Origin of the sequence: Parasphingopyxis marina (genome assembly GCF_014237875.1) — a bacterium.
GTDB classification, from domain to species: Bacteria; Pseudomonadota; Alphaproteobacteria; order Sphingomonadales; family Sphingomonadaceae; genus Parasphingopyxis; species Parasphingopyxis marina.
Genome location: NZ_JACJVJ010000002.1, coordinates 715111 through 739598, shown reverse-complemented (window position 1 = coordinate 739598; position 24488 = coordinate 715111). Strand labels below are relative to the sequence as shown.

Annotated in this window: 21 protein-coding genes and 1 tRNA gene; 5 read left to right on the top strand and 17 right to left on the bottom strand. The window is 63.8% G+C overall.

Features of this window, described 5'->3' with window-relative positions:
• Positions 1–48: 48 nt before the first annotated feature.
• The 7 genes from H6P80_RS12375 to H6P80_RS12345 all read right to left on the bottom strand — a co-directional run bounded on the left by H6P80_RS12375 (position 49) and on the right by H6P80_RS12345 (position 8675).
• The gene (locus H6P80_RS12375) at positions 49–1470 is read right to left on the bottom strand and encodes an aldehyde dehydrogenase family protein (protein WP_185801669.1); all 1422 of its coding nucleotides are present in this window, start codon (positions 1468–1470) and stop codon (positions 49–51) included.
• 220 nt (positions 1471–1690) lie between these two features.
• A complete protein-coding gene (locus tag H6P80_RS12370; protein ID WP_185801668.1) occupies positions 1691–2512 on the bottom strand; it encodes a PilZ domain-containing protein in 822 nt (273 codons plus the stop codon).
• Positions 2513–2693: 181 nt separating this feature from the next.
• A complete protein-coding gene (glnA, locus tag H6P80_RS12365; protein WP_185801667.1) occupies positions 2694–4106 on the bottom strand; it encodes a type I glutamate--ammonia ligase in 1413 nt (470 codons plus the stop codon).
• 95 nt (positions 4107–4201) lie between these two features.
• On the bottom strand, positions 4202–4540 hold the full coding sequence (locus H6P80_RS12360) for a P-II family nitrogen regulator (RefSeq protein WP_185801666.1): 339 nt from the start codon (positions 4538–4540) through the stop codon (positions 4202–4204).
• 80 nt (positions 4541–4620) lie between these two features.
• The gene (locus tag H6P80_RS12355; protein WP_185801665.1) at positions 4621–6792 is read right to left on the bottom strand and encodes a PQQ-dependent dehydrogenase, methanol/ethanol family; all 2172 of its coding nucleotides are present in this window, start codon (positions 6790–6792) and stop codon (positions 4621–4623) included.
• A 75-nt stretch (positions 6793–6867) separates the two neighbouring features.
• A complete protein-coding gene (gene map, locus H6P80_RS12350) occupies positions 6868–7695 on the bottom strand; it encodes a type I methionyl aminopeptidase (protein ID WP_185801664.1) in 828 nt (275 codons plus the stop codon).
• 56 nt (positions 7696–7751) lie between these two features.
• Positions 7752–8675 (bottom strand): methylenetetrahydrofolate reductase, encoded by a 924-nt coding sequence (locus H6P80_RS12345; protein ID WP_185801663.1) that lies wholly within the window; start codon positions 8673–8675, stop codon positions 7752–7754.
• A gap of 235 nt (positions 8676–8910) precedes the next feature.
• Between H6P80_RS12345 and ligM the strand changes: the two genes are divergently transcribed.
• Positions 8911–10311 carry a vanillate/3-O-methylgallate O-demethylase gene (gene ligM / locus H6P80_RS12340; protein ID WP_185801662.1) on the top strand — a complete coding sequence of 467 codons (1401 nt, stop codon included), beginning with the start codon at positions 8911–8913 and terminating at the stop codon, positions 10309–10311.
• Between the two features lie 158 nt (positions 10312–10469).
• Here ligM and H6P80_RS12335 read toward each other — a convergent pair whose 3' ends face one another.
• Positions 10470–12911: a TonB-dependent receptor gene (locus H6P80_RS12335; protein ID WP_185801661.1), complete on the bottom strand. Its 2442-nt coding sequence runs from the start codon at positions 12909–12911 to the stop codon at positions 10470–10472.
• A gap of 447 nt (positions 12912–13358) precedes the next feature.
• Here H6P80_RS12335 and H6P80_RS12330 point away from each other — a divergent pair, with 447 nt between their 5' ends.
• Positions 13359–14117: a competence/damage-inducible protein A gene (locus tag H6P80_RS12330; RefSeq protein WP_185801660.1), complete on the top strand. Its 759-nt coding sequence runs from the start codon at positions 13359–13361 to the stop codon at positions 14115–14117.
• Between the two features lie 6 nt (positions 14118–14123).
• Here H6P80_RS12330 and H6P80_RS12325 read toward each other — a convergent pair whose 3' ends face one another.
• Positions 14124–15698: an alpha/beta hydrolase gene (locus H6P80_RS12325; RefSeq protein WP_185801659.1), complete on the bottom strand. Its 1575-nt coding sequence runs from the start codon at positions 15696–15698 to the stop codon at positions 14124–14126.
• 186 nt (positions 15699–15884) lie between these two features.
• A tRNA-Gly gene (locus tag H6P80_RS12320) sits at positions 15885–15958 on the bottom strand.
• A gap of 143 nt (positions 15959–16101) precedes the next feature.
• On the opposite strand from H6P80_RS12320, the gene H6P80_RS12315 reads away from it, so the two are divergent.
• Positions 16102–16917 carry a DUF1499 domain-containing protein gene (locus H6P80_RS12315; protein ID WP_185801658.1) on the top strand — a complete coding sequence of 272 codons (816 nt, stop codon included), beginning with the start codon at positions 16102–16104 and terminating at the stop codon, positions 16915–16917.
• Positions 16918–16938: 21 nt separating this feature from the next.
• Here H6P80_RS12315 and H6P80_RS12310 read toward each other — a convergent pair whose 3' ends face one another.
• From H6P80_RS12310 to H6P80_RS12280, 7 genes are all read right to left on the bottom strand, one after another.
• Positions 16939–18501: a methyl-accepting chemotaxis protein gene (locus tag H6P80_RS12310; RefSeq protein WP_185801657.1), complete on the bottom strand. Its 1563-nt coding sequence runs from the start codon at positions 18499–18501 to the stop codon at positions 16939–16941.
• 132 nt (positions 18502–18633) lie between these two features.
• Positions 18634–19839, bottom strand: a complete 1206-nt coding sequence (locus H6P80_RS12305) for a threonine synthase (protein WP_328805006.1) — start codon at positions 19837–19839, stop codon at positions 18634–18636.
• 116 nt (positions 19840–19955) lie between these two features.
• On the bottom strand, positions 19956–20519 hold the full coding sequence (gene rpsI, locus H6P80_RS12300; RefSeq protein WP_235973879.1) for a 30S ribosomal protein S9: 564 nt from the start codon (positions 20517–20519) through the stop codon (positions 19956–19958).
• Positions 20519–20998, bottom strand: coding sequence for a 50S ribosomal protein L13 (rplM, locus tag H6P80_RS12295; RefSeq protein WP_185801656.1), 480 nt, complete (start codon positions 20996–20998; stop codon positions 20519–20521). Before rplM ends, rpsI begins: the two co-directional genes overlap by 1 nt.
• Positions 20999–21153: 155 nt before the next feature.
• Complete coding sequence (locus H6P80_RS12290) at positions 21154–22020, bottom strand: hypothetical protein (RefSeq protein ID WP_185801655.1); 867 nt, start codon at positions 22018–22020, stop codon at positions 21154–21156.
• Positions 22020–22340 (bottom strand): divalent-cation tolerance protein CutA, encoded by a 321-nt coding sequence (gene cutA, locus H6P80_RS12285; protein WP_185801654.1) that lies wholly within the window; start codon positions 22338–22340, stop codon positions 22020–22022. The genes H6P80_RS12290 and cutA overlap by 1 nt, the downstream gene beginning before the upstream one ends.
• Entirely contained in the window at positions 22337–23401 is a 1065-nt protein-coding gene (locus H6P80_RS12280; protein ID WP_185801653.1) for a COX15/CtaA family protein, read from the bottom strand. Before H6P80_RS12280 ends, cutA begins: the two co-directional genes overlap by 4 nt.
• A 155-nt stretch (positions 23402–23556) precedes the next feature.
• On the opposite strand from H6P80_RS12280, the gene H6P80_RS12275 reads away from it, so the two are divergent.
• Positions 23557–23925, top strand: coding sequence for a MerC domain-containing protein (locus H6P80_RS12275; RefSeq protein WP_185801652.1), 369 nt, complete (start codon positions 23557–23559; stop codon positions 23923–23925).
• A 63-nt stretch (positions 23926–23988) separates the two neighbouring features.
• Positions 23989–24456 (top strand): Fur family transcriptional regulator, encoded by a 468-nt coding sequence (locus H6P80_RS12270; RefSeq protein ID WP_185801651.1) that lies wholly within the window; start codon positions 23989–23991, stop codon positions 24454–24456.
• The last annotated feature ends 32 nt before the right edge of the window (positions 24457–24488 follow it).

The following is a 24488-nucleotide window of genomic DNA, read 5'->3' as shown; positions in this document are numbered from 1 at the left end:
CGGCCGCCCCTTATATGTGGGTATAGGGCCTTGCCTTGGAGCTGGACCTCAGACCTGTCCGACCATGGACTTCACTTCCATGAATTCGGCCAGACCCCATTTGGAAAATTCGCGGCCGTTGCCCGATTGCTTGTAGCCGCCGAACGGCATCGAGGGATCGGGGTTGCCCGCATTGACATAGACCTGCCCGGCGCGGATCCGCGGCGCGATCTTCTTCGCCTTTTCCGGGTCGCCGGAGATCACCGAGGAAAGGCCGTAATTGGTGTCGTTGGCGATGCGGATCGCGTCTTCGTCGTCCTCATAGGGGATGATCGTGACGACCGGCCCGAAGATTTCCTCCCGCGCGATCGTCATGTCGTTTGAGACGTTGGAGAAAAGGGTGGGACGGACGTAAAAGCCCTTGTTGGTGCCCTCGGGCAGGCCGGGGCCGCCCGCTTCCAGCGTTGCGCCTTCTTCGATGCCCTTTTCAATGAGGCCCTGGATCTTCTCCCATTGCGCCTTGTTGACGACCGGGCCGATATGGCCGCCTTCTTCCTGCGGATCGCCGACCTGCATATTGTTCATGAAATCCGCGGCGATCCTGGCCGCTTCGTCATGCTGCGATTTGTGGACCAGCATGCGCGCCGGCGCGATGCAGCTCTGGCCCGAATTCATGCACACTCCGCCAAGACCGGCGGGAACCGCCTGATCGAGCGGCGCGCCTTCGAGGATGATGTTCGGCGATTTGCCGCCGAGTTCCTGGTGGACGCGCTTCACGGTATCGGCGGCGTTCTTGGCGACCATGATGCCGGCGCGGGTGGAGCCGGTGAAGCTCACCATGTCGATGCCGGGATGCTTGGAGAGCGCGGTGCCGACGCCGGGGCCATCGCCCTGGATCAGGTTGAAGATGCCGGCCGGTACGCCGGCGGCGTCCATCACCTCGGCGAAGATCGCGGCGGAGCCCGGGCACTCTTCGGAAGGCTTGAGGATCATCGCATTGCCCGCGGCAAGCGCCGGGGCGACCTTGGCGACGATCTGGTTCATCGGCCAGTTCCACGGCGTGATCAGCGCGACGACGCCGATCGGTTCGTGGACGACCTTGTTCTCGCCGATCTGCTCTTCGAAATGGAAATCCTTGAGCGCCTTGATGGTCGAGATGAAGTGGCCGATGCCGCTGCCGACCTGGGCGGTCTGCGACAGCGAGATCGGGCAGCCCATTTCGGTGGAAATGGCGCGGGCGATATCGGGCGCGCGCTTCTTATATTCCTCGACGATCTTTTCGAGCAGCGCGATCCGTTCTTCCACGCTGGTGCGGGAGAAACTCTCGAATGCCGTGCGCGCGGCGGCAACGGCCTTGTCGACATCGGCCGGGGAGCCGAGCGTGATCTCGGTGCTGGCTTCCTCGGTCGCCGGATTGATCACTTCGTGGCGGGTACCGCCCTCGCTCTCGACCCATTCGCCGTTGATATAATGCTTCAGATAGCTGTCCATTGGCATGCGCTCCCTTGGGTTCGTTCCCGATTCTTCGGTAGGATGGTATCCTTCCTAAATAGGGAGCGGGGCCGCGCGGACAAGTGGACGCCGTGCCGCCCTTTCACCGGTTGAACGCGCGCATGGCTGCCCGGCAGGCATAGCGGCGGCTGAGGCGGGGCAAAGAAAAACGGCCCGAAAATCGCGTCCCGAGCCGTTCGAAAGTGCGTCGTGCGTGCGGCTAATTTGCCGGCGGCAGGTTCTTCGTCTTCAGATATTCGGGTTTGACCCAGGCCTTTTCCCCCGAAGGGCAGCTGGAGTCGGTGGAGAGGCGGCGCAGATCGAATTCGCGGAAAAAGCGCAGGCCGAGCTCTTCGTCCCGGCGCCAGCGAATCTCGCCGAGGATGCAGCCGGGCATGCCGAGATCGAGTTCGATTTCGGTGCCGACGATCAGCCAGTCCTTGTTTTCGGTCGCGCGCACCATGGCGCCGGTGGCGGAAATGTTGCGCACGCGCACGCCGACGCCGGCATCGTCGATGCACAATTCGCCGGTCCAGTAGAGGCCGTGGCGAAAGGCGTTGCCCCGGCGTTCCAGGTTGGAACGCCGCTCGTCGATCCCGTCGGCGGCACCCAGCACGACTTCGACGACCGAATGGGCATTGCCCTCGTCGTCGATGATCTCGGTTTCGTCGGAAAATTCCAGGCCGACCCGGCCCTTGGCCACCCAGCGGACCGTGGTTTCGATGGGGATGCAGTCGCCGAATCGCAGGCCGACGGTATCGTTGATGTTGGGAACGATGTCGGTTTCGATCATCACGCCGCCGGAAGAAACGTTGATCAGGCCCACGCCATGCTCTTCGTCATCGTAGAGCATGGTCGCTTCTTCCTCGGACAGGCGATGCCGATCCTCGGTGCGCTGGTGCGAACGGCGGCGCTCCCTGCGCCGGATATCGGCTGCAGACAGGCTGGCGCTGTGCGATGCGCTGCCATTTTGCTTCTTCATCACCGGCGATGTCGGCGCGGGCGCCTCGCCGGACACGAAATGCGAGCGAAGTTTGTGCATACGCTCCCCCAAAAGAATCCCTTTTGTCCCCAACCGTCGTCTAACAATGGGACATTACTAAATCGCTAACGCTAACTGGCGGATTTCCGGGCTATGCGGAGGTTAAGATGGGGCTGATGCCCAACGGAAAACGCCCGAAATCCTTGCGGATTCCGGGCGCTTCCAAAGCCTGAGAAAGGGGTCAGGCGCTGTAATACATATCGTATTCGACCGGGCTCGGCGTGGTTTCCCAGCGCATCTGCTCTTCCCATTTGAGCTCGGCATAGGCTTCGATCTGGTCGATCGTGAACACGTCGCCCTTGGTCAGGAAGTCATTGTCTTCCTCGAGCGCTTCGAGCGCCTCGCGCAGCGAGCCGCAAACCGTGGGCACTTCCGCCAGTTCGGCCGGCGGAAGGTCGTAGAGATTCTTGTCCATCGGATCGCCGGGATGGATGCGGTTCTCGATACCGTCGAGGCCGGCCATCAGCAGAGCGGAGAAGGACAGATACGGATTGGCGAGCGGATCCGGGAAACGGAATTCCACGCGCTTGGCCTTGTCGCCCGATCCATAGGGAATACGGCAGGAGGCCGAACGGTTGCGGCTCGAATAGGCGAGCAGCACCGGGGCCTCGAAGCCCGGGACGAGGCGCTTGTAGCTGTTGGTCGTCGGGTTGGTGAAGGCATTGAGCGCCTTGGCGTGCTTGACGACACCGCCGATGAAATAGAGGCAATTGTCGGACAGGCCGGCATAGCCGTTGCCGGCGAAGGTCGGCTTGCCGCCGTCCCAGATCGACATATGCGTGTGCATGCCCGATCCGTTATCTTCCTTGATCGGCTTCGGCATGAAGGTCGCCGTTTTGCCATAGGCCTGGGCGACCATCATCACGACATATTTGTAGATCTGCACGCGGTCGGCAGTTTGGGTCAGCGTGCCGAAGGTCAGGCCGAGTTCGTGCTGCGCCGCGGCGACTTCATGATGATGCTTGTCCATCGGCAGGCCCATTTCGAGCAGGGTCGAAACCATCTCGCCGCGAACGTCCATCGTGCTGTCGACCGGCGGGACCGGGAAATAGCCGCCCTTGGCGCGCGGCCGGTGGCCCATATTGCCGCTTTCATAGGCGGTGCCGGTGTTGGTCGGCAGTTCGATATCGTCGATCTTGTAGCCGCTGCCGGCATAACCGTCTTCGAACTGGACATTGTCGAACATGAAGAATTCGGGTTCGGGGCCGACATAGACGGTGTCGCCGACGCCGGAGGATTTGACGAAAGCCTCGGCACGCTTGGCGGTCGAGCGCGGATCGCGCGCATAGAGTTCGCCGGTGCCCGGTTCGACGATGTCGCAGAACACGGCGAGCATCGGGGTGGCGGAGAAGGGGTCTTCATAGACCGCTTCCATGTCGGGCCGCAGGATCATGTCGGATTCGTTGATCGCCTTCCAGCCTTCGATCGAGGAGCCGTCGAACATCAGGCCATCTTCGAATTCGTCTTCGCCCATCACGCCGGCGCACATCTGGAGGTGCTGCCACTTGCCCTTGGGATCGGTAAAACGCAGGTCGACCCACTCGATCTCCTCGTCCTTGATACGTTTGATAATGTCCTTTGCACTCGTAGCCATGAAATTTTGCCTTCCTGTTAGCGGGCCGTGAAGAAAGAAACCTATACCATTCTTCGCAACTGCACAAAATTTTTTTTGCGGTGCGTTATAAACGCTTAGACGGCGTCGCTATCCTGTTCGCCCGTGCGGATGCGGATGGCGCGATCGATTGTGGAAACGAAAATTTTGCCATCGCCGATGCGGCCGGTCTGCGCAGCGTTCTGGATCGCTTCGACGGCGCGTTCGGCGAGGCTGTCATCGACGACGACTTCCAGTTTCACCTTGGGCAGAAAATCGACGACATATTCCGCGCCGCGATAAAGCTCGGTATGGCCCTTTTGCCGTCCGAAACCCTTGGCCTCGGTCACGGTCATGCCGGTAACGCCAACCTCGTGCAGCGCCTCCTTCACTTCGTCGAGCTTGAACGGCTTGATGATCGCTTCGATCTTTTTCATGGGGGCTGGCTTCCTTTAGGGCGGTGACTTTCAGGCTAATTCATAGGCCGGGCGCCGGGCGAGTCGCAAGCGAAGCCCGATCAGCTGTCATTATCGGCTTCCTCTTCGCGCCGCGCCCGCAGCCGGGCGAGGTCCCAATTGGCCTTGTCGATAACATAGTGGCGGATGGCGTCGGCGCGCGCCGGGTTCAGGACATCGCTGAAGTCCGGCATGCCGTTGGCGCGGAGCGTTTCGCCGAGCACGAGCGCGCGCCACGCGGCGGCATCGCCGAGCGCGCCGGAAAAACGCAGGTCCGGATTCACGCCGCCGCCACCGGCGCCTTCGCCGTGGCAGATCATGCAATAGCGGGTGTAGAGCCGCTCGCCCTGGACGAGCTGTTCGGGGGTTCCGGTCGCTTCGGGCGGGTTGAGCTGGACGGCGGAAAGATCGGGCGCGTCCGGCAGTACGCCGGTACCGCCGATGCGCAGCACGATAAGCCGGGGGATATTCGGCACCTGCCCGGCGGTCATGTCGGATTGGCCGGCGGTGATCGTATAGGCGCCGCCCCGGCTGGTGGTGAAGGCGATATATTGCTCGCCGTCGACGAGATAGGTCGATGCGCCGGCCAAAACCCCCGATTGCACGTCCATCGACCAGAGCTCCTCGCCCGTCGCCGCGTCATAGGCCTTGAACTCGCCGGTTGCCGTTCCCTGCAGGACAAGCCCTCCGGCCGTGGTCAGGATGCCGCCATTCCAGGGGGTCGGATAATCCACCCGCCACCGCGCTTCGCGCGCCACCGGATCCCATGCGACGAGCTGGCCGCGCAGCGATGCCATCGCCGCCTGGAGCGTCGCTTCGTCGCGCGGCAGGAAGGCGTCGAACAGATTGGTGCCGGTGTTGAAGCCGACCGGGCTGAGCTGCGCCTGCTCCTCATCGCCCGGCGGGATGTAGATTTGCGGCGCGATATTGGCCGGGATGTAAACGAGCCCGGTTTGCGGGCTGAACGCCATGGGCTGCCAGTTGTGCGCGCCGATCGGGCCCGGGCTGGCAATGAAGGGTTCGCCGGTCCGGTAGAAACGTGCCGCCTCGTTCTCGATGGGACGGCCCTGATCGTCATAGCCGGTGGCCCAGTTGATCCCCTCGACGAACGCGTCGGCGGAGATCAGCGATCCCGTTTCTCGGTCGATGACGAAAAAGAAGCCGTTCTTCGGCGCGTGCATCAACACCTTGCGGGGGCGCCCGTCGATTTCGACATCGGCGAGGATGATGGGCTGGGTCGCCGTATAGTCCCAGGTCTCGCCCGGGGTTTCCTGATAGTGCCAGAGATATTCGCCGGTATCGGGATCGAGCGCGACGATCGAGGAGAGGAAGAGATTGTCGCCCTGGCCGTTGGAACGCAGGCCGTGGTTCCACGGGCTGCCATTGCCGACGCCGATATAGAGCTGGTCGAGCTCGTGATCGTAGACGATCGCGTCCCACACCGTGCCTCCGCCGCCGGTTTCATGCCATTGCCCCTCGTCGGACCATGTCCGCCGGGCGGTGCGCATCACTTCGTCGGACGCGGCGTTGTCGGCTGCCCCGCTGGGGTTGGGTACGGTGTAGAAGCGCCATTCGAGCGCGCCGGTGTTCGCATCATAAGCGGAAACATAGCCGCGCACGCCGAATTCCGCGCCGCCATTGCCGATGATGACATGGTTGTTCACCACGCGCGGCGCGCCGGTGATCGTATAGGGGCGGTCCTGGTCGGTCGTCTGGGTGGACCAGAGCTGGGCGCCGGTGATCGCGTCGAGCGCGATCAGCCGTCCGTCGAGCGTGCCGACATAAAGCTTGCCGCGCCACACGGCGATGCCGCGATTGACTGCGTCGCAACAGGCATCGGGCAGGGTGGAGCGGGGGACGTCGGGATCGAAGGACCAGAGCGGTTCGCCGTTGCGCGCATCATAGGCGAAGACTTTCGACCAGGGCCCCGTGATATACATGACCCCGTCGACAACGACCGGCGTGGCCTCCTGCGCGCGCGCGTCGGGCAGCTCGGCATACCAGGCGATGCCGAGCTGGCCGACATTGTCGCGGTTGACCTGCTGGAGCGGGCTGAAGCGCTGCTCGGCATAGCTGTAGTTGACGGCCGGCCAGTCGCTGCCGTCGCCGCCGGTGGAGAGATAGTCGCCGTCGATCTTGGCCGCGCCCTGGGCGGTGCTGGAAGAGCCGGGATTATTTCCGGACGAACAGGCCGCGATGCCCAAGGCCAGTGCCAGGCCGATCCATGTGCGCATAGCGATTCCTCTCCCTGTCGCGCCAATATTGGCGCAGGAGCGGTGGCGTTGCAATTGGTACGGCGAAGGAGATGCTCAGGCGTATGGCGGTTTGTCGAGGCCGGTCGGGCTTTTCGTGAAAATCTCGACGCCGTCTTCGGTCACCCCGACCGAATGTTCGAACTGGGCGGAGAGGGACTTGTCACGCGTTACCGCGGTCCAGCCGTCTTCGAGCACCTTTACCGCCGCCTTGCCGACATTGACCATCGGTTCGATGGTGAAGAACATGCCGGGCCGCAATTCGGGGCCGGTGCCGGGAGTGCCGGCATGGACGACTTCCGGGGCGTCGTGGAACAGGCGGCCAAGGCCGTGGCCGCAGAAATCGCGCACCACGCCATAGCGCTGCGCCTCGGCATGGGTCTGGATGGCGTGGGAAATGTCGCCCAGCCGTGCGCCGGGCTTCACCTGCTCGATGCCGAGCATCATCGCTTCATAGGTCACGTCGATCAGCCGCTGCGCTTTGATCGGCACCTTGCCGACCGTGTACATGCGGCTGGTATCGCCGTGCCAGCCGTCGAGGATCGGCGTCACGTCGATATTGACGATATCGCCTTCCTTCAGCGCCTTGTCCGCGGGGATGCCGTGGCACACGACATGGTTGATCGAGGTGCAACAGCTTTTGGTATAACCGCGATAGCCGAGCGTCGCTGGGATGCCGCCGCCCGCCTTCATCCGTTCGAACACGAAATCGTCGAGTTCCTCGGTCGTGACGCCGGGAACGACATGGGGGACAAGCGCGTCGAGAATTTCGGCGGCGAGCCTTCCGGCCGCGCGCATGCCGGCAAAGCCGGCCTCGTCATGGAGCTTGATGGTGCCGTCGCGCACTACGGAATCGGCGGCGGTGATTGTCTGATAGTCGTTCATGCGCAGCTATATAACCATTGGATCGCGATTTCGCCATGCCGCATCGGCATCGTTCGCTAGCCCGTGAATTTGAGTCCGGCACCGCGCGCGGCCATCGCGAATTTTCCGTCGGCCAGCGCGTTCACCCATTTCGCCGATTTGGCAAGGCCGCCAAAGGGGAAGATATGCAGATCGGTAGGGCCGGCCTCGAGCGCTTCGGGCCTTTCCGCGAGCGCCCGGATGACGGGATCGGGGCCGGTTTCGCCCAGCAGCTTGATCAGCGAACTGCCCAGCGTCTTGCGGCCACGCCGCGATGCTTCCACGCCGCACAGCGCGGCATAGCGCAGGAGCGTCCTGACAGTGGCAGGGCCGGCAAGGCCGATGCGGATAGGCAGGTCGGGTTCGTCGCGGCGAACGTCGCCCAGCCAGTCGGCGATCGGTTCGGCATGAAAGGCGAACTGGGTCAGCACCAGCGGCTTCATGCCCGCGGCGCGGACGAGCGCGAGCTTGGCCTTCATGTCCCCGACCAGCACCGGGGCGGCGATCCGCGGATGGCCCTCGGGATAGCCGGGCAGGCCGATCTCGCGGAAGCGGTGCCGCGCGAAATGCCCCGTCGCGAGGGCGTCATATCCGCTGGATAGCGGCCCGCGCCGCTGACAATCGCCGCCGATGACGAAGGCGCGGGTAACGCCGGCTTCGTCCGCCAGGCGCCCGAGCAGCCTGTCAAGGGCGGCGTCGCTTTCGAAATGACGGGCGCCGATATGCGGAAACGGCCGGTAACCGGCGTCGGTCAGCGCGCGGGCCATCGCCACCCGCTCGTCGTCGCTGTCCCGGGGCGTCCAGATGATCGCGACCATCGTGCCGGGCGGCAGGGCAGGGCGGGCGAGATCCAGCCCGGCGAAATCGCGCGCCGATATCTCGTAGGAACAGGATGATGCCAAACGCGCGATTCGAGTCTTGGCTTCGGCTTCGGCCGGCCGCGCCATCGTCAGCGTGTCCATCGCATTACGCCCTCCGATCGTCGCATCGGGCCGGAAAATCGACGGCCCGCGCGCGGCATCCTCTAAAGTCCAGAACTTATAATTTGTATGTAACACTGCATAATGCTAACCGGGTGCCCGAGCAAGCCATTTGGGTCCGTTCGGATTCGGAGCTTTGCCGAAAGTTTTGAGCAGATTTTAGTCAACGATAACAATGCTTTGAATGGGCATGTTGTTAGGAAAGGAGCGGATTGCCATGGCGGCATCGAATCTCGAAGAAGTGCTTCAACAGTCAGGTAACACCGTCGAAATGCTGCGGAATTCGCAGCTCGGCGCCTATGTTTATCCCGTCGTCGGATCGGAATTTTCGAACTGGCGGAGCGAGCAGGCGGCATGGCGCGACAGCGCGGTCCTCTTCGACCAGTCTCACCATATGGTGAACATCTTCGCCAAGGGTCCGGACGCCGTCCGCCTGATGAGCGAGCTGTCGATCAACAGCTTCTCCAACTTCCCGATCAACCGCGCCAAGCAGATGGTGCCGTGTTCCTATGACGGCCATGTCATCGGTGACGGCATCCTGTTCCATCTCGGCGAAGAGGAAGTCGTTTTCGTCGGCCGCAACCCGACCGCGAACTGGATCCAGTTCAACGCCGAAACCGGCGGCTATGATGTCGAGATCATCTACGATAACCGCTCGCCCTCGATCCCCGACGGCAAGGCGGTTTCGCGCACCGAATATCGCTTTCAGATCCAGGGCCCCAACGCCTGGGACGTGATCGAGAAGCTGCACGGCGGCACGCTGGAGCGCCTGAAATTCTTCCACATGTCGTCGATGAATATCGGCGGCAAGGAAGTCCGCACGCTGCGTCACGGCATGGCCGGCGCGCCGGGCCTCGAAATCTGGGGTCCGTATGAGGACAAGGATTTCATCCGCGACACGATCCTGAAGGAAGGCGCCGAGTTCGGCATCATCCCCGTCGGTTCGCGCGCCTATCCGTCGAACACGCTGGAATCGGGCTGGATCCCGTCGCCGCTTCCCGCCGTCTATACCGGCGAGAAGATGAAGCCGTATCGCGAATGGCTCGGTGCCGACAGCTATGAGGCGGTCGGTTCGATCGGTGGCAGCTATGTCTCCGACAATATCGAGGATTATTACGTCACGCCTTATGCGCTCGGCTATGGTCCGTTCATCAAGTTCGACCATGATTTCATCGGCCGCGAGGCGCTCGAGGCGATGAACCCGGAAACCGAACGCAAGAAGGTCACCCTGGCCTGGAACCCCGAGGACGTCGCCAAGATCTTCGCCTCGATGGTCCATCCGGAAGGCCCGCATTACAAATATTTCGACCTGCCGCTCGCCAACTATGCCTCGTCCAACTACGACAAGGTCTCGGCGGACGGCCACGATGTCGGCTTCTCGATGTTCACCGGCTACAGCTATAACGAGAAGACCTGTCTCTCGCTGGCGACCGTCGATCCGGACGTCCAGGAAGGCCATGAGGTCATCGTGACCTGGGGCGAGCCCGATGGCGGCACCTCCAAGAAAACGGTCGAGCCGCACGAGCAGCTTCAGGTTCGCGCGATTGTCAGCCCCGTGCCGTATTCGACGACGGCGCGCGAAGAATATGCCGAGGGCTGGCGCACCGGCAAAGCCTAGGGGTCAGTATTTATTTCCCCGAAAAGGGGCGGGCGAGCGATCGTCCGCCCCTTTTTTGTGTCGGGCCCCGGGTCGCCGACAGGCAAACGGCGGCACCCAAGGGGCGCCGCCGCTGCTCTCGCCCCGCGCGTTTGCGCAGGGCCCTGTTGGCGTGGCTCCTAGAAGCCGACGATCAGCGAAATGCTGCCGGCGCGGGGCGGGCCGATCTGCACGAAGGGCGAGCTCGATGCGGAAAGCGACCCGCCGAAGCTGCCGACATAGAGTTCGTCGAACAGGTTGGTCAGGTTGAGCTGCACCGACATGTTGCCGCCGGTGGGCAGTTCCATGATGTCGTAGCGCATGTCGAAATCGACCAGCGTATAGCCGCCGACGGTCGCGCTCGGATAACCCGCGATCGGCAGGTTCTCGTCGTTGATATAGCGCTCGCCGGTATGTTTGGCCTGTAGCCCGATCTGCAGGTTGCCGAACCGGATTTCTCCGCGCGCGCCGTAAGTCAGCTGCGGCGAACCGCTTTCGCGGCGGCCGGCGGTATCGAGAAAGGTGCCCACGCCGTTCTGGATGTCGTCCTGGATTTCGGATTCGGTGTAGGATCCGAACAGGTAGAGCAGCGTGTTGGGCGTCGGGTGCCAGGCGATCGATCCGTCGATGCCATATTTGTCGACCACGCCGAGATTGCGATAGACGGTTGTGTCGAGGATCGGATCATAGGCGGAGGCGAGGCGGTTCTCGTAGCGGGTGTACCAGGCCGCGATCTGGCCCTGGAAGGTCGGGCCCTGGAAACGCATGCCGAGATCGAAACTGTCGGTGGTTTCCGGTGCGGGGCGCGCCGCGTCCGGATCGGCAAAGAACAGCGAATTATACAGCGGATCGGTCCCGGGCACCGAAAGGCCCTGCGCATAGTTGAAGAAGATCGAGGCGACGTCCGAAACGTCGTAGACGAAGCCGACATTGGGCAGCAGCCGATCGTAATTATAGGTGCGTGACTGCGGCGCGGCGGCGTTAGGATTGGCCGCTTCATAGGCGGTCGGATCCTGGGTGCCGATGCAATCGAGAAAGCCCCCGGCCGAGGTCGTGTAGCAATATTGGTTCAGGCGACGGGTGAAGAAGGGTGCGCGCAGGCCGAGCGAAACGGTGAGCGCCTCGTCGAAAAACTGGCCGCGATACTCGGCCGAAACCTGGTGCAGGATGGCGTAGGACAGGCGATCGCGCTTGTTGAGCACGAAGCCGTCGGCGGTCACCAGCGGGTCGTTGATCGGGAAGACGTCGGCGATCTCGCCGTCGGGCAGTGCCACCGAGGTCGCGCCCGTCTGGCGGTGACGGGCCCGGTCCCAGGTATAGGCGAGCCGCAGCCGGTGCCAGTCGTTGATGTCATAGGCGAGCGAGGAGATGACGCCGAACCGGTGCGTTTGCGTCTGGCTGGGATCGTGGCCGGTGACCTCGTCGAGCACATCGCCGTCGCCATTGAGATCCCGGCCGAAATAATAGCCGCCGCGGATGAAGCCGGTATAGGGCGTGCCGTTGATATCGAACGTCTGTTCGAGCAGCTCCTCGTCGCCGCCGCCATTGGCCTTCACATATTGATAGCTGGGATCGACGGTGAGGACGAGGCCCTCGGCGAGCGTGAAGCGGGAGGCACCGCGGATATTGCCGGTGTTGGACGGGTTGAAGCGGCGATCGAATTCGGCGCCGCAATTATTGTCGATATCGGCAACCCCCGAGGTCGGGGCATCGACCGTGCAGGGAAAGTTGATGTCGTAGAAGCGGTCTTCGCGCGTCGTCGGGAAGGCCTGCAGCGAGAAGGACCCGAAGAAATTGTTGCGGTTCTGGTTATAATGGCCGGCGACCGAGACGAAATCGCCATTGGTTCCGATCCGCTGATAGATACGGGCATTATATTGCTGCTTGTCGACGACGCCGTAATTGTTGAACGGATTGTCGTAATGGACATAGCTTGCCGAGAAGAAGGCGCTGGTGCCGATGCCGGTGATGTCGCCGCTGTCGACCATGCCGAAGATGCGGTAATAGGGGCGGTCGCCCGATCCCTCGGCGAGGATGTTGCCATAGCTGCCCGACGCCAGGATCGCGAAATCGTCGCTCGGCACGCGGGTGCGCAGGTTGATCGTTCCGCCGACGGCCGAAGCGGTTGGGCTGTCGACATCGGTCACGCCCAGATTGACGCTGACCGATTCGAGGATTTCGGGATCGACCTGCTGGTTGGTGTAGAGCGCGTAATTGCCCGAATCGTTGAGCGGCAATCCGTCCAGCGTCTGCGAGATACGGTCCGAGGTGAAGCCGCGGATCGTGAAGCCGCCGCCCGAAGATCCCCAGGGGTCGTTGTTCTGGAAGCTGACGCCGGGGATCAGGTTGATGATGTCGTTGATCGTCTGGCCGGGGCGCTGGGCGCGGATCGCTTCGGCGTCGAGAACCTGGCGGGCTTTGGGCGTCTCGGGAATTTCGAAGCCGCTGATCGACGTCGCGCGCGCGCCGGTGACGACGATCGGCGGCTGATCGAACTCGATCGAGCCGGTCGATTGCGCCTGGACGGTGACGGGGATGGCCAGCGCGAAGAGCGCCGTGCCGCGAAGGAGAGTGGTTTTCATATTTCAAATTCCCTGCGATCGGACGAATTTCAAGGCGATGAGCCAGCCCGCGCCGCCGCTCTTGTGCGACGCAGCAAATTTCTGGCTTCGGAACGCGGGGCTAAGGTTTGGCTGTTACACGGCCATGACAAACGGGTTAGAAAAATGCCCATAAAATATTGAATTTATTATATATTATTGCGAGTGACGCCAGAAATCGCTTTGCCCTTCGCGATCTTGCGAAAGGACAAGGAAATTGTGCGGCGCACGATATTCTGGCGGGCCCCTGCACACGATATTGCCGCCAAGCCTTACCGCCCTGCTGTGACAGGCGGGGGTAGCGGCGATGACTCCGGCTTGACCGTTTCGCGAAAACGGATCGACGCTTTGATGAAAGTTGGAAGACTCGGCGCGTGCCTCCGCAAGGCCGCTTTACCTGCCGAGCGCCGCCACGCTATGGCCGTCGCCATGAGCGAAAAACGAATCTGGACTGCCGGGATGCTCGTCATCGGCGACGAGATCCTGTCCGGCCGCACCCAGGACAAGAATGTTGCGACGCTCGCAAAATGGCTGAACGTGCAGGGCATTCGCCTCGCCGAAGTGCGTATCGTGCCCGACATTCTCGAGAGGATCGTGGAGGCGGTGAACGAGGTGCGGGCCAGCGTCGACTATCTGTTCACGACCGGCGGGATCGGGCCGACCCATGACGATATCACGGTCGATGCGGTTTCCGCCGCGCTCGGCGTCGATGTGATCGTCCATCCGCGCGCGCGAGCGGTGCTCGAAGCCTATTATGAAACGCGCGGCGGGCTCAACGAGGCGCGGCTCAGAATGGCGCGGGTGCCCGAGGGCGGCGAGCTGATCGAGAACCGCATGTCGGGCGCGCCCGGCATCCGCCACGGCAATATCTTCATCATGGCCGGCATCCCGCATATCGCGGCGCAGATGCTCGACGCGCTGACCGGCCAGCTGGAAGGCGGCGATCCCGTCATTTCCGAAACCATCGGCTGCTGGACGGCGGAGAGCGAGGTCGCCGATACGCTGGGCGCGATCGAAAAGGCCCATCCCGACTGCCAGATCGGCAGCTATCCCTTTTTCCGGGAAGGGAAGGTCGGTGCCAATTTCGTCATTCGCTCGACCGAGCGGGATGCGCTCGATGCCTGTCTTGCGGCGCTTTGCGAGGCGCTTGGAACGGCCGGCTTCGAAACCTTCGCCGGCGGTATCTAGCGGCGCTTAGCGGACGAGAAATTCGCGGATCGCCTCGACGAAGGTTTCCCCGGCGGGTTCGCCCTCGATCAGCAGATGGTTGTCGCTTTCCAGCGTGACCAGGCTCGCATCGGGAATGGCGGCCGCGATATCCCGGCCGACTTCCCAGGGGATGCGCTTGTCGCCGCGCGAATGGAGCACCAGCGTTTCGGTGCGGATTTCGGCGAGCCGGTGGCGCACGTCGATCACCGAGAAAGCCTCCAGGAAGCGCACGGCATTTTCGGCGCAGGCGGTCTGGCGCTGGAAATCGTCGAACCAGGCGAGCTGTTCGGCCTTGGCGCTCGGCATGAAGGTCGCCGAGAAGATGTGGCGATAGGCGGGGTTGTCCTGGCCCCAGCCGGATTTGGTGAGGGTGATGATGGCTTCGCGCTCGGCGGCCTGTTCCGGCGTTGCCGTCAGTCGCCAGCCGGCGGGATAGCCGCCGAACAGGATCAGTTTCGAAACGCGTTCGGGATGGCGCGCGGCATATTCGATGGACACCGCCGCGCCCTGCGAAATGCCGAGCAGGGGAAAGCGCTCTATGCCCAGCGTATCGACCACGGTTTCGAGATCGGTGACGAAGGTGTCGAGCGAAAGATCCTCGACATTCCAGTCGGACAGGCCGTTGCCGCGTTCGTCGTAGCGGATGAAGCGATGGTCCTGCGCGAGTTCCCGGAACAGCGGGCTCCACGGCGCCTCCCAGTCATATTCGAGATGCGAAAGCCAGTTGGCCGCCTTGATCAGGGGCGGGCCTTCGCCGACCGTGGCATAGGCGATATTCACCCCGTCCGGCGCCTTGCAGAAATTGATCGTCTGGCGTTCGAGCAACGCGCGGCCGCGCTCGCGGGTCGTGGCGGGTTCGGCGTCCGGGGCCGGCTCTTCGGGCGCCCATTCGATATCGGCGTCCGCGAAACGGCTCTTGATCTCGCGTATCAGGTGTGAGGCTTCGCGGTCCCGCCCCATTTGCCGATAGGCGGCGATCAGCGCATTGGCGGCGTCGCGGCTGAAAGGGCTGATCTCGATCCAGCGTTCGGCATAGTCGATCGCCCGGTCGGGCGGCATGTCCGGATGTTCGAGCAGTCGCTTGACCGCCTTTCCACGCAGCCGCTCGACCCGTTCGCGCTCATAGGAGAGCCAGGCGGCGAAATCGGGCTGGTCGGGCAGGTCGATGCCGGTCAGCAGTTCCTCGCCGAGCAGCCGCGCGCAGGTGGTGAGCGCATCGGCGCTGGCGGTGGGGTCGGCAAGCCGCGCCTCGATACGCGACAGGTCTATTTCCGTGTCGATCGCTTCGAAGCCGGCGCGCTCCCGGTCTGCCACCAGACGGACGATATCCGCCTCGTTGACGATCGGGCGCAGCTTGCTCAGCGACCAGCGGAGCGCAGCGCGGGGATCGTCGGGCAGGTCCCAGAAAATCTCGCACAGTCGTTCGCGCCGTTGCGGCCGTTCTGTGACGATCAGGAAGGCGAGCAGCGCGCGCGTCTTGCGCGAGGCGGGCAGGGCGAGGGGTTCGCCGTCGCGGGCAAGTTCGAAATCTCCCAACAAGCGGATGTCCAGCCTGGACATGGCTTCCCCCAAAAACGCTTCGCGACTCGATTTTGATACTGGCGCTCGTTTCAGCGCGGCCCTGCGCCATACCCCCTGGTGCCCGGCGATGTGCAGCCTGCGCACCAAAGGTGCCCGGGACGCCTGGCAGATTCGAAGCAGAACCCCTGTCGCATACCATCAACGCGCCGGGCGGGGGAGGGGGAATGGAGCGGGTGAAGGGAATCGAACCCTCGTCACTTGCTTGGGAAGCAAAAGCTCTACCATTGAGCTACACCCGCCCGCGCTTTGCGCCGGTGCTCCGGGCGGCGCTGTTTTGCAGATGCGGGCCGCCATGTCCATGCCCCGCCGATGGCCATGAAGCTCCCGCTATGCGCGCTGCCTCGCCGGTGGTAGAAAGGCGGCTTCTGGGAGGAGAGGGGCCATGGCCGAGAATGAGAGCATAGCCGCGACTGGCGCGCCGGAAAGCGGCGTGCGGACACCGCATCCGGCGGTCCGCTGGATCGCGAGAATCGGCGTATTGCTCGGTATCGGCGCGCCGCTTGCCGCGCTCGCCATGGCGCTGATGACCGGGGCCGGCTGGCTCGGCTGGCAGATCAGCCTCATGTCGCTCTTTTATCTGCCCTGGGTGGCGATGGCGGGCGGGCTGCTCTGCACCATTGCGCTGATCTTCCTGATGATCGGCAAGCATTGGCGGCGTGCGCTCTGGCCGGTCGTCGGCATCGTCGTGGCCGCCGCGTTCGTCGGCATCGTCTCCTACACCTTCGGCAAGGCGGCGACCGTGCCGCCGATCCACGATATCACGACCGATCTTTCCAACCCGCCGGCCTTCGAAACGCTCACCCTGCGTGCCGACAACCGCACCGCGATGCCGCCGGTTGAAGGCGATCCGGCGATGGCATGGCGGGAATGGCATGAAACGGCCTATCCGGACATCCAGCCGATCATCGTTCCGGTATCGGTGCCCGAAACGATCGCTGCGGCCGAACGGCTGGTTGAGGAGCGCGGCTGGGAACTCGCCGCCGCCGATCCCGCGACCGGCCGGCTGGAGGCGACCGAAACCGTGTCGATCTACCGGTTCAAGGACGATGTCGTGCTGCGCGTGACACCCAACCCCAACGGCCCGGGGAGCGTGGTGAACATGCGCTCGGTGAGCCGGGTCGGGATCAGCGATCTCGGCGTCAATGCGGAGCGGGTGCGGGCGTTTCTCGCCGATCTCTCGGCTGCGACGGCAGGCTAGCCCGGCTCCAGCCGTTCGCCGCTAGGCGGCGCGCAGCGCTTCGAGAAAGGCCTCGGTCGCGGTGCGCAGCGCATCGGCCTGTTCGGCCAGGCTTTCGGCGGTACGGCTGACATCGGCGCTCAGGCTGCCGGTGGTCTTGGCGGCGCTGGCGACGCGCTGAATATTCTGCTGAACCTCGTCCGTGTCCTGCGCGGCGCGGATGCTGTTGTCGCCGATATTCCGCGTTGCCTCGCGCTGTTCCATAACCGCCGAGGCGATCGAGTTGGAGATATCGGTCATGCCGTCGATCTCGCTGGTCGCCTTGGACATGGCGCTGACCGCAAGCTCGACCGCTTCCTCGATCTCGCGCAGCTGGCGGCCGACATTTTCGGTGGCGTTGGTGGTTTGCTGGGCGAGCGATTTCACTTCCTGCGCGACGACGCTGAAGCCGCGGCCGGCTTCGCCGGCGCGCGCCGCCTCGATCGTGGCGTTGAGCGCGAGCAGGTTGGTCTGTCCGGCGATCTCGGAAATCAGCGAGACGATCTGGCCGATCCCCTGGGTGCGTTCGCGCAGCATGTCCATGGCGCTGTCGCTCTGGCGCGCCGCTTCCTCGACCGTACGGTTGAGCGAAAGGCTGCTGCCGATCTGGTCGGAAATCTCGCCGACCGACGTTTCAAGTTGCTGGACCGCGGTGGCGACGTGCTGGACGGCGGTGTTCGCGCCTTCCGCGCGCTGGGAAACCGCCGCTGCGTCGGCGCCGGCTTCGCCCGATACCCGGGCAAGATCGGTGGAGGAAAGATCGAGATTGGCGATTGCCGCGCTCAGGCTGCCGGCGATCTTGACGACCGTTTCCTTGAATTGCGCCCCTAGGGCGACGAGTTCCTCATGCTGGAGCTCGGAGAGCTTTTCGCGTTCGGCGAGCAGCGCCTGCGCGCGCTCGGCCTCCAGGTTGCGGGTGTCGCTCTTCAGCGCCTCGCGATCGGCTTCGGCTTGGACCAGTTTTTCGGCCGCCATGTTCGCTTCGACCAGCTGGACGGTCTGGTCCACCACGGTCCGCCCCAGCAGCACGAGCAGGACGAGGAGGAGAGGATACATGATCCAGGGCGTGCCGCTTTCCCGGGCGGCGAGGTTGACGACAAGGTCCACCGCGATCGGCAGCGAAAAACTCAGATAGCCGGCGGGCAGGTTGATGAACATCAGTCCGCCCACCGCGATCAGCCCCACCTGCATGCACAGCACGAACAGCCGGACCTCTTCGGTTCCCTCCAGGAACAGCCCGCTGAGGAACAGGCTCCAGCCGATCGCGCCCAGAAAGGTCGTCAGGCACAGCGATATGGCGAATGTGCTGGCCCGGTCGATATTGCGCCTGATGCTCCAGTCCGAAAAATGAACGATACCGAAAAGCGCCGCGCCGCATATGAAGGCGGTACCCAGGATCAGCAGCGTGGGTTCGCCGATATCCCAGAACAGATAGGCGAGCAGCGGGGTGACCACGAGCGCGACGGGCAGCAGGTCCCGATAGGCCCGGCTCGCCGAACGCACCTGGTTCTGGAAAGACCGGTAGCGGAACGACCCTTTCTGGGCCGAAATCCGGACGGTCTCCATCAGATAAACGCGAATCGTTTCGGACAGCGTCCGGGATGGCGTTATGTGGCTGGTTTCTTGCACTGGGGGCCCTCGGCTATTGTGGCTGCCACGCTAGCTTTGGGAGGTGAAAAAGCTGTTAACCAACGGTAATCAGGCGAAGCTTTCCCAGTCGATCGGCGCATGCATATCGAGCGTGCGGGAATGGTCGGGCATCGGATATTTGAGCCCGTTGCCGCAATTGAAGATTATTGTGCGCTCGTCCTTGCCGATCAGCCCGTTTTCCAGGGCTTTCAGATAGGCCGCAACCGGCGCCGCGCCTTCGGGACAGAGCAGCAATCCTTCCTCGCCGGCGATCCGCGCGCGCGCATCGAAGATTTCCTCCTCCTCGACGGCAATCGCGAACCCGCCCGATTCCCGCAACGCGCGGAGGATGAGGAAATCGCCGATTGCCGCGGGAACGCGGATGCCTGCGGCCGCGGTCGAGGCGTTTTCCCAGCGCTCCGCACGATCCTCGCCCGCGGCGAAGGCGCGGACGATCGGCGCGCATCCGGCGGCCTGGACCGCTATCATGCGCGGGCGCTTCGGGCCGATCAGGCCGACCGCTTCCAGTTCGTCGAACGCCTTCCACATGCCGATCAGCCCAGTGCCGCCGCCGGTCGGATAGAAGATCGCGTCGGGCAATTCCCAGCCCAGCTGTTCGGCGAGTTCGAAGCCCATCGTCTTCTTGCCCTCGACGCGATAGGGTTCGCGCAGCGTGGCGACGTTGAACCAGCCCATGGCCTCTTCGCCCTGGTGCACGATCTTCCCGCAATCGTCGATCATGCCGTTGACGCGCCAGACCTTCCCGCCCTGGAGCGCGGTTTCGCGGACATTGGTTTGCGGCGTATCGTCCGGGCAGAAGACATAGCTCTCGATGCCCGCGCGCGTCGCATAGGCGGCGGTCGCGGCGCCGGCATTGCCGTTGGTGGGTATCGCGATGCGGGTAACGCCGAGTTCCTTGGCCATCGAAATCGCAACGCCCAGCCCGCGGGCCTTGAAGGACCCGGTCGGCAGCCGGCCCTCGTCTTTCACGACAACGGTGCCGCTGCCGATCCCGCGGAGCGGGACCAGTGGCGTAAAGACTTCGCCGAGGCTCGCGATATTGGCGGCATCGCGGACCGGCAGCAATTCGCGATAACGCCAGAAACCGGCGTCGCGCCCGGCGAAACTATCCGGGGTCAGTCTGCCCTTGAGCGCATCCAGGTTGTAGCGCGCGAAAAGCGGCGATCCGGCGGGCGAAAGATTGTGGAGCGTGCCGGCTTCCACTTTTTCCCCCGTCGTCGTGCATTCGAGGTGGGTAATATGGCTTGCCGTCACTATCGCGTCCCGAAATCGTTTTTAGGGCCTTAACGCCTGTCGCCGGAATAAAAAAGAACGCTCTCCCGCCGATGGGGCGAGAGAGCGTTCGAATAGCGACGAATTGAAGCTTGGCCTTAGCGCTTCGAGAACTGGAAGCTCTTGCGGGCCTTGGCCTTGCCGTATTTCTTGCGTTCCACGACGCGGCTGTCGCGGGTCAGGAAGCCGGCGGATTTCATCGTGCCGCGCAGCTTCGGTTCGAAGCGGGACAGCGCCTGGCTGATGCCGTGCTTGACGGCGCCGGCCTGGCCCGAAAGCCCGCCGCCCTTCACCGTGGCGAAGATGTCGTACTGGCCGCGGCGGTCCGAAATATCGAACGGCTGGTTGATCACGAGGCGCAGCGAAGGCCGCGCAAAATAGGCGGATTGATCGCGACCGTTGATCGTGATCGCACCCTTGCCCGGCTTCAGCCAGACGCGGGCGACCGCGTCCTTGCGGCGGCCGGTGGCATAGGCGCGGCCATGCTCGTCGATTTCCTGTTCGCGCAGCGGCACGGTTTCCACCGGCGGCTCCATCACGGCGACATCGGCCGGCGCTTCGGCTTCCGCAGGCGCTTCGGCGGTTTCGGCCGCCGGCGTTTCTTCGGTAGCGGTTTCGGTCAGTTCCTTGAGATCGGAAAGATCTTTCTTCTCGTCGGCCATTATGCGCCCACCTTGTTCTTGCGATTGCGGGAAGCGAGGTCGATGACCTCGGGCTTCAGGGCTTCGTGCGGATGCTCGGTCCCGGCGAAGATGCGCAGGTTGCGCATCTGCTGACGGCCCAGCGGGCCGCGCGGGATCATGCGCTCGACGGCCTTTTCAAGGACGCGTTCGGGAAAACGGCCCTCGAGAACCTTGTCGGCCGTCACTTCCTTCAGGCCGCCCGGATAGCCGGTATGCTTGTAATAGGTCTGCTGGGCGCGCTTGTTGCCCGTGAAGCGGACCTTCTCCGCGTTGATGACGATGACATTGTCACCGCAATCGACATGCGGGGTGAAAGTCGGCTTGTGCTTGCCGCGCAGGATCTTGGCGATCTCGGCAGCGGCGCGTCCGACGACGAGACCGTCGGCGTCGATCAGCACCCATTTCTTGTCCACATCGAACTTGTTTGCCGAGCGGGTGGTTTTCGTGAGCGCCTTCATGGCCTCAACCTCCATAGGGGGCCTGGGCCCCGGCTTGCGTTTAAAACAGAAAGACGCCGCCCATCGGGACAGCGTTTCGCCGGGCCTATTGGCGGCAAAATCCCGCTACGTCAAGCAGAGAGGGGCTTTGCTGACGGGTATTGAGATACCATGCCCTATTGCACACCATCGGCGACGGCCGCCGTATCGCGCATTTCGTGCAGCAGGCGCAGGCTGTGCGTTTCCCGATAGGCATCTTCGGCGGCGCCGTCTTCCGAGGCGATTATCCGCGTCCGTTCCATTCTGTGCACGAGGCCGCTGGAAGGCGCGGCGCGATAAACGACGCTTTCCCGTACGCCCGTGCCGTCCGTTCCCGGCGAGGAGGCGTCGAGTTCGACGCGCGCCAGGTCGTCGGAAACGATCCGGGCGGTCATCGCGGCGGCGACCGGCATCGGCCCGGCCTCGATATCGCCCGCAATTTCGGCGCGGACGGACTGGCCGGCGAGCGCCAGCATATCGCGAACGACGACGAGAAGGGTTTCGCGCTGACCGGCCTCGCCCTTGTTCTGCATCTCGGCGATGATGGCGGCCATCTGTTCGCGCTCGGCATCCGAAAAATCGTCATTCCCGGCATAATAGCCGCCAATCAGGGCGACGCCTTCGAGCACGCGCTGCCAGACGCCGCGCTGATCGCGAATGGCGCCGGGCGTGCCGTTCGGGCCGATCTCGATGGCGTAGCGCACGCCGATCATCGGCGCGGCGATGGCTTCCATGAGGCCCGCATTGTCTCCGGCGTCCAGCGGCTCCGCCGAGCGCAGCTCGACCCACAGCAGATAGCCCCCGCTGTCGCGTTCGAACCGATAGTCCCTGACGAAACGCATGCCGGCCCGCCGCTCACCGAGCGCGCTGGCGCGAACGATCTCATAGGAGAGGGTGGAACCGATGGGCGGCGCGAAGCCGAAATCGATGGTGTCGGATTGCGCGGCGGCTGGCGTCGCGATCAGGGCGAAGGCCGCGATTATGGCCGCGAAGAAAGCGCGCATCACCGGCCCTCCACCGTTTCGGCGACGATCCAGTCGATATAGGGCGGGTGGCCTTGCTCGATCGGCCAGGCGCAGATCGCCGGGACATCATAGCTGTGCAGTGCGGCGATGGCAGCGATCAAGGCCTCGGCCTTTGCCGTCTTGAACAGGGCGGGGATCTCTTCGCCGGTTTCGATTGCGCCGTCCCAGCGATAGACGGAGCGCATCGGCGCAAGGATGTTGACGCAGGCCGCCAGCCGCTTTTCGACCATCGCGCGGGCTATCCTGTCGGCCTCTTCCCGCGAGCCGAATACGGCATAGACGGTCGCGGCCGCGCTCATGGCGTGACCGTTTCACCCTGGCGGCGGCCGATCAGGTGGATGCCCCAGACCATGGTCGCGACGACGAGCGCGCCGACCCCCTGGTGCGCGGTGGCGACGACGATATTCACGCCGGTAAGCAGGGTCGCGATGCCGAGCAGGAATTGCGTGCCGAAGGCGCTGTGGATGGCGACCGAGGCGAGGCGGCGCTGTTTGCGCGCCTGCCGTGCCAGCCAGATAAGCGCGATCACCGTGACGACCGCCCACCAGCGGTGCGCGAACTGCACGACAATCGGATTGTCGGCGAAATTGCTCCACCAGGGCGAGAGCATCGGTGTGCCGCTCGGAAACCATTCGCTGCCCATTTTCGGCCAGCTGTTGAAGGCGAAGCCGGCATCGAGCCCGGCGACGAACGCGCCGAGCTTGATCTGCCCGGCGACGATGGCGAGCACGATAACCCCGCCCCATGTGAGGCGCGCGGGCCGGGCGGCGGGATCGCGATCGAGCGCGAACAGGTCGAGCGCGGTCCAGATAAGGCCACCGAAGATGAACAGCGCGGCCATCAGGTGAACCGCGAGCCGGATATGGCTGACATCGGGCCGGTCCACCAGGCCCGAGGCGACCATCCACCAGCCGATCGCGCCCTGCATCCCGCCCAGTGCCAGCAGCGCCACGAGCCGCCAGTGATAAGCTTGCGGGATCGCCTTGCGGATCCAGAACCACAGCAGCGGCAGCGCAAAGGCGAGGCCGATCAGCCGCCCGAGCGCCCGGTGCAGATATTCCCAGAAGAAGATCGTCTGGAACTGGGCGAGCGACATGCCGCGATTGACCTGCTGATATTCGGGGCTTGCCTGATAGGCGGCGAATTCGGCCTGCCATTGCTCGGCATTCAGCGGCGGAATGATCCCCGAAATCGGCTCCCAGCGGACCATCGACAGGCCCGATTCGGTGAGCCGCGTGATCCCGCCGACCACGACCATCAGGAAAACCAGCCCGGCGACCGCCATCAGCCACACGGCGATCGCGCGCGGGCGGGATTGACGTAGTGCATCCGGGGTGGCGGGGATCGACGTGCTGGTCATCGTGCTGACGCCCATATGCCTCCGAAAAGCGAAAGCCAAGCAGCCGGCTTTACGATTTGTGATATTGTATCATTGCATATTTCGTGTAATATCATATCTAGCACGCAGTCGCGCGGCGGTGATTCGCCTGCGCAAGGAAGGATTCGCACCGGGAAATGCTAGGTTTTGCGACGGAAAACGGACGGATAGACCGCTGGGCGATAGGCCTGTCGGGCCTGTGTCTCGTCCATTGCCTGTCCGGGGCGATATTCTTCGCGATCGCGGCATCGGCGGGCGGCCTGCTGCTCGATCCGATCTTTCATGAGGTCGGGCTCGTCATCGCGATCATCTTCGGCGTCATCGCCATCGGCCGCGGCGCCTGGCTGCACGGCTATATGCTGCCCGTGGCGATCAGTTCCCTGGGGGTCGGTACGATGGCCGGGGCGCTCAGCCTGCAGCATGGCGAGATGGAAATGATCTACACGATCCTCGGCGTCGCGCTGCTCGCGCTCGGCCACGACCTTAACCGCCGGGCTTTTCGCTAGGCCTCTGCCGCCGGGCTTTTCGCCGGGATTGCGAAGCGGCGCGCCTGCGCCTATTTTCAGGCTATGGCTCATCATTCGCACCATCACCACGAACTCCATGACGGCAAGGCCCTGGTCTCGGCCGCGCAAACCGCGCTCGAAGCTTCGGGCGAGCAATGGACCAAGATGCGCGCCGCCGTGTTCGATGCGCTGGCGACCTTCGAGCGTCCGGCCTCGGCCTATGATATCGCCGAAGCCGTCTCCAACGCCCAGGAACGCCGCGTGGCGGCCAACAGCGTCTACCGCATCCTCGATCTGTTCACCGCCGCCAATGTCGCGCGCCGGATCGAGAGCGCCAACGCCTATCTCGCCAACCGCCATCCCGAATGCCTGCACGACTGCATCTTCCTGGTGTGCGACGCCTGCGGGGAAACCACCCATCTCGACGATGACAGCCTGACCGAAGGCGTGCGCGCCGCCGCCAAGAAGAAGGGTTTCAACCCCGAACGCCCGGTGATCGAGGTGCGCGGACTATGCTCAGCCTGCAGCTAGGGCGGGGGTTCGACAGGCGCTTCGCCGGGGCC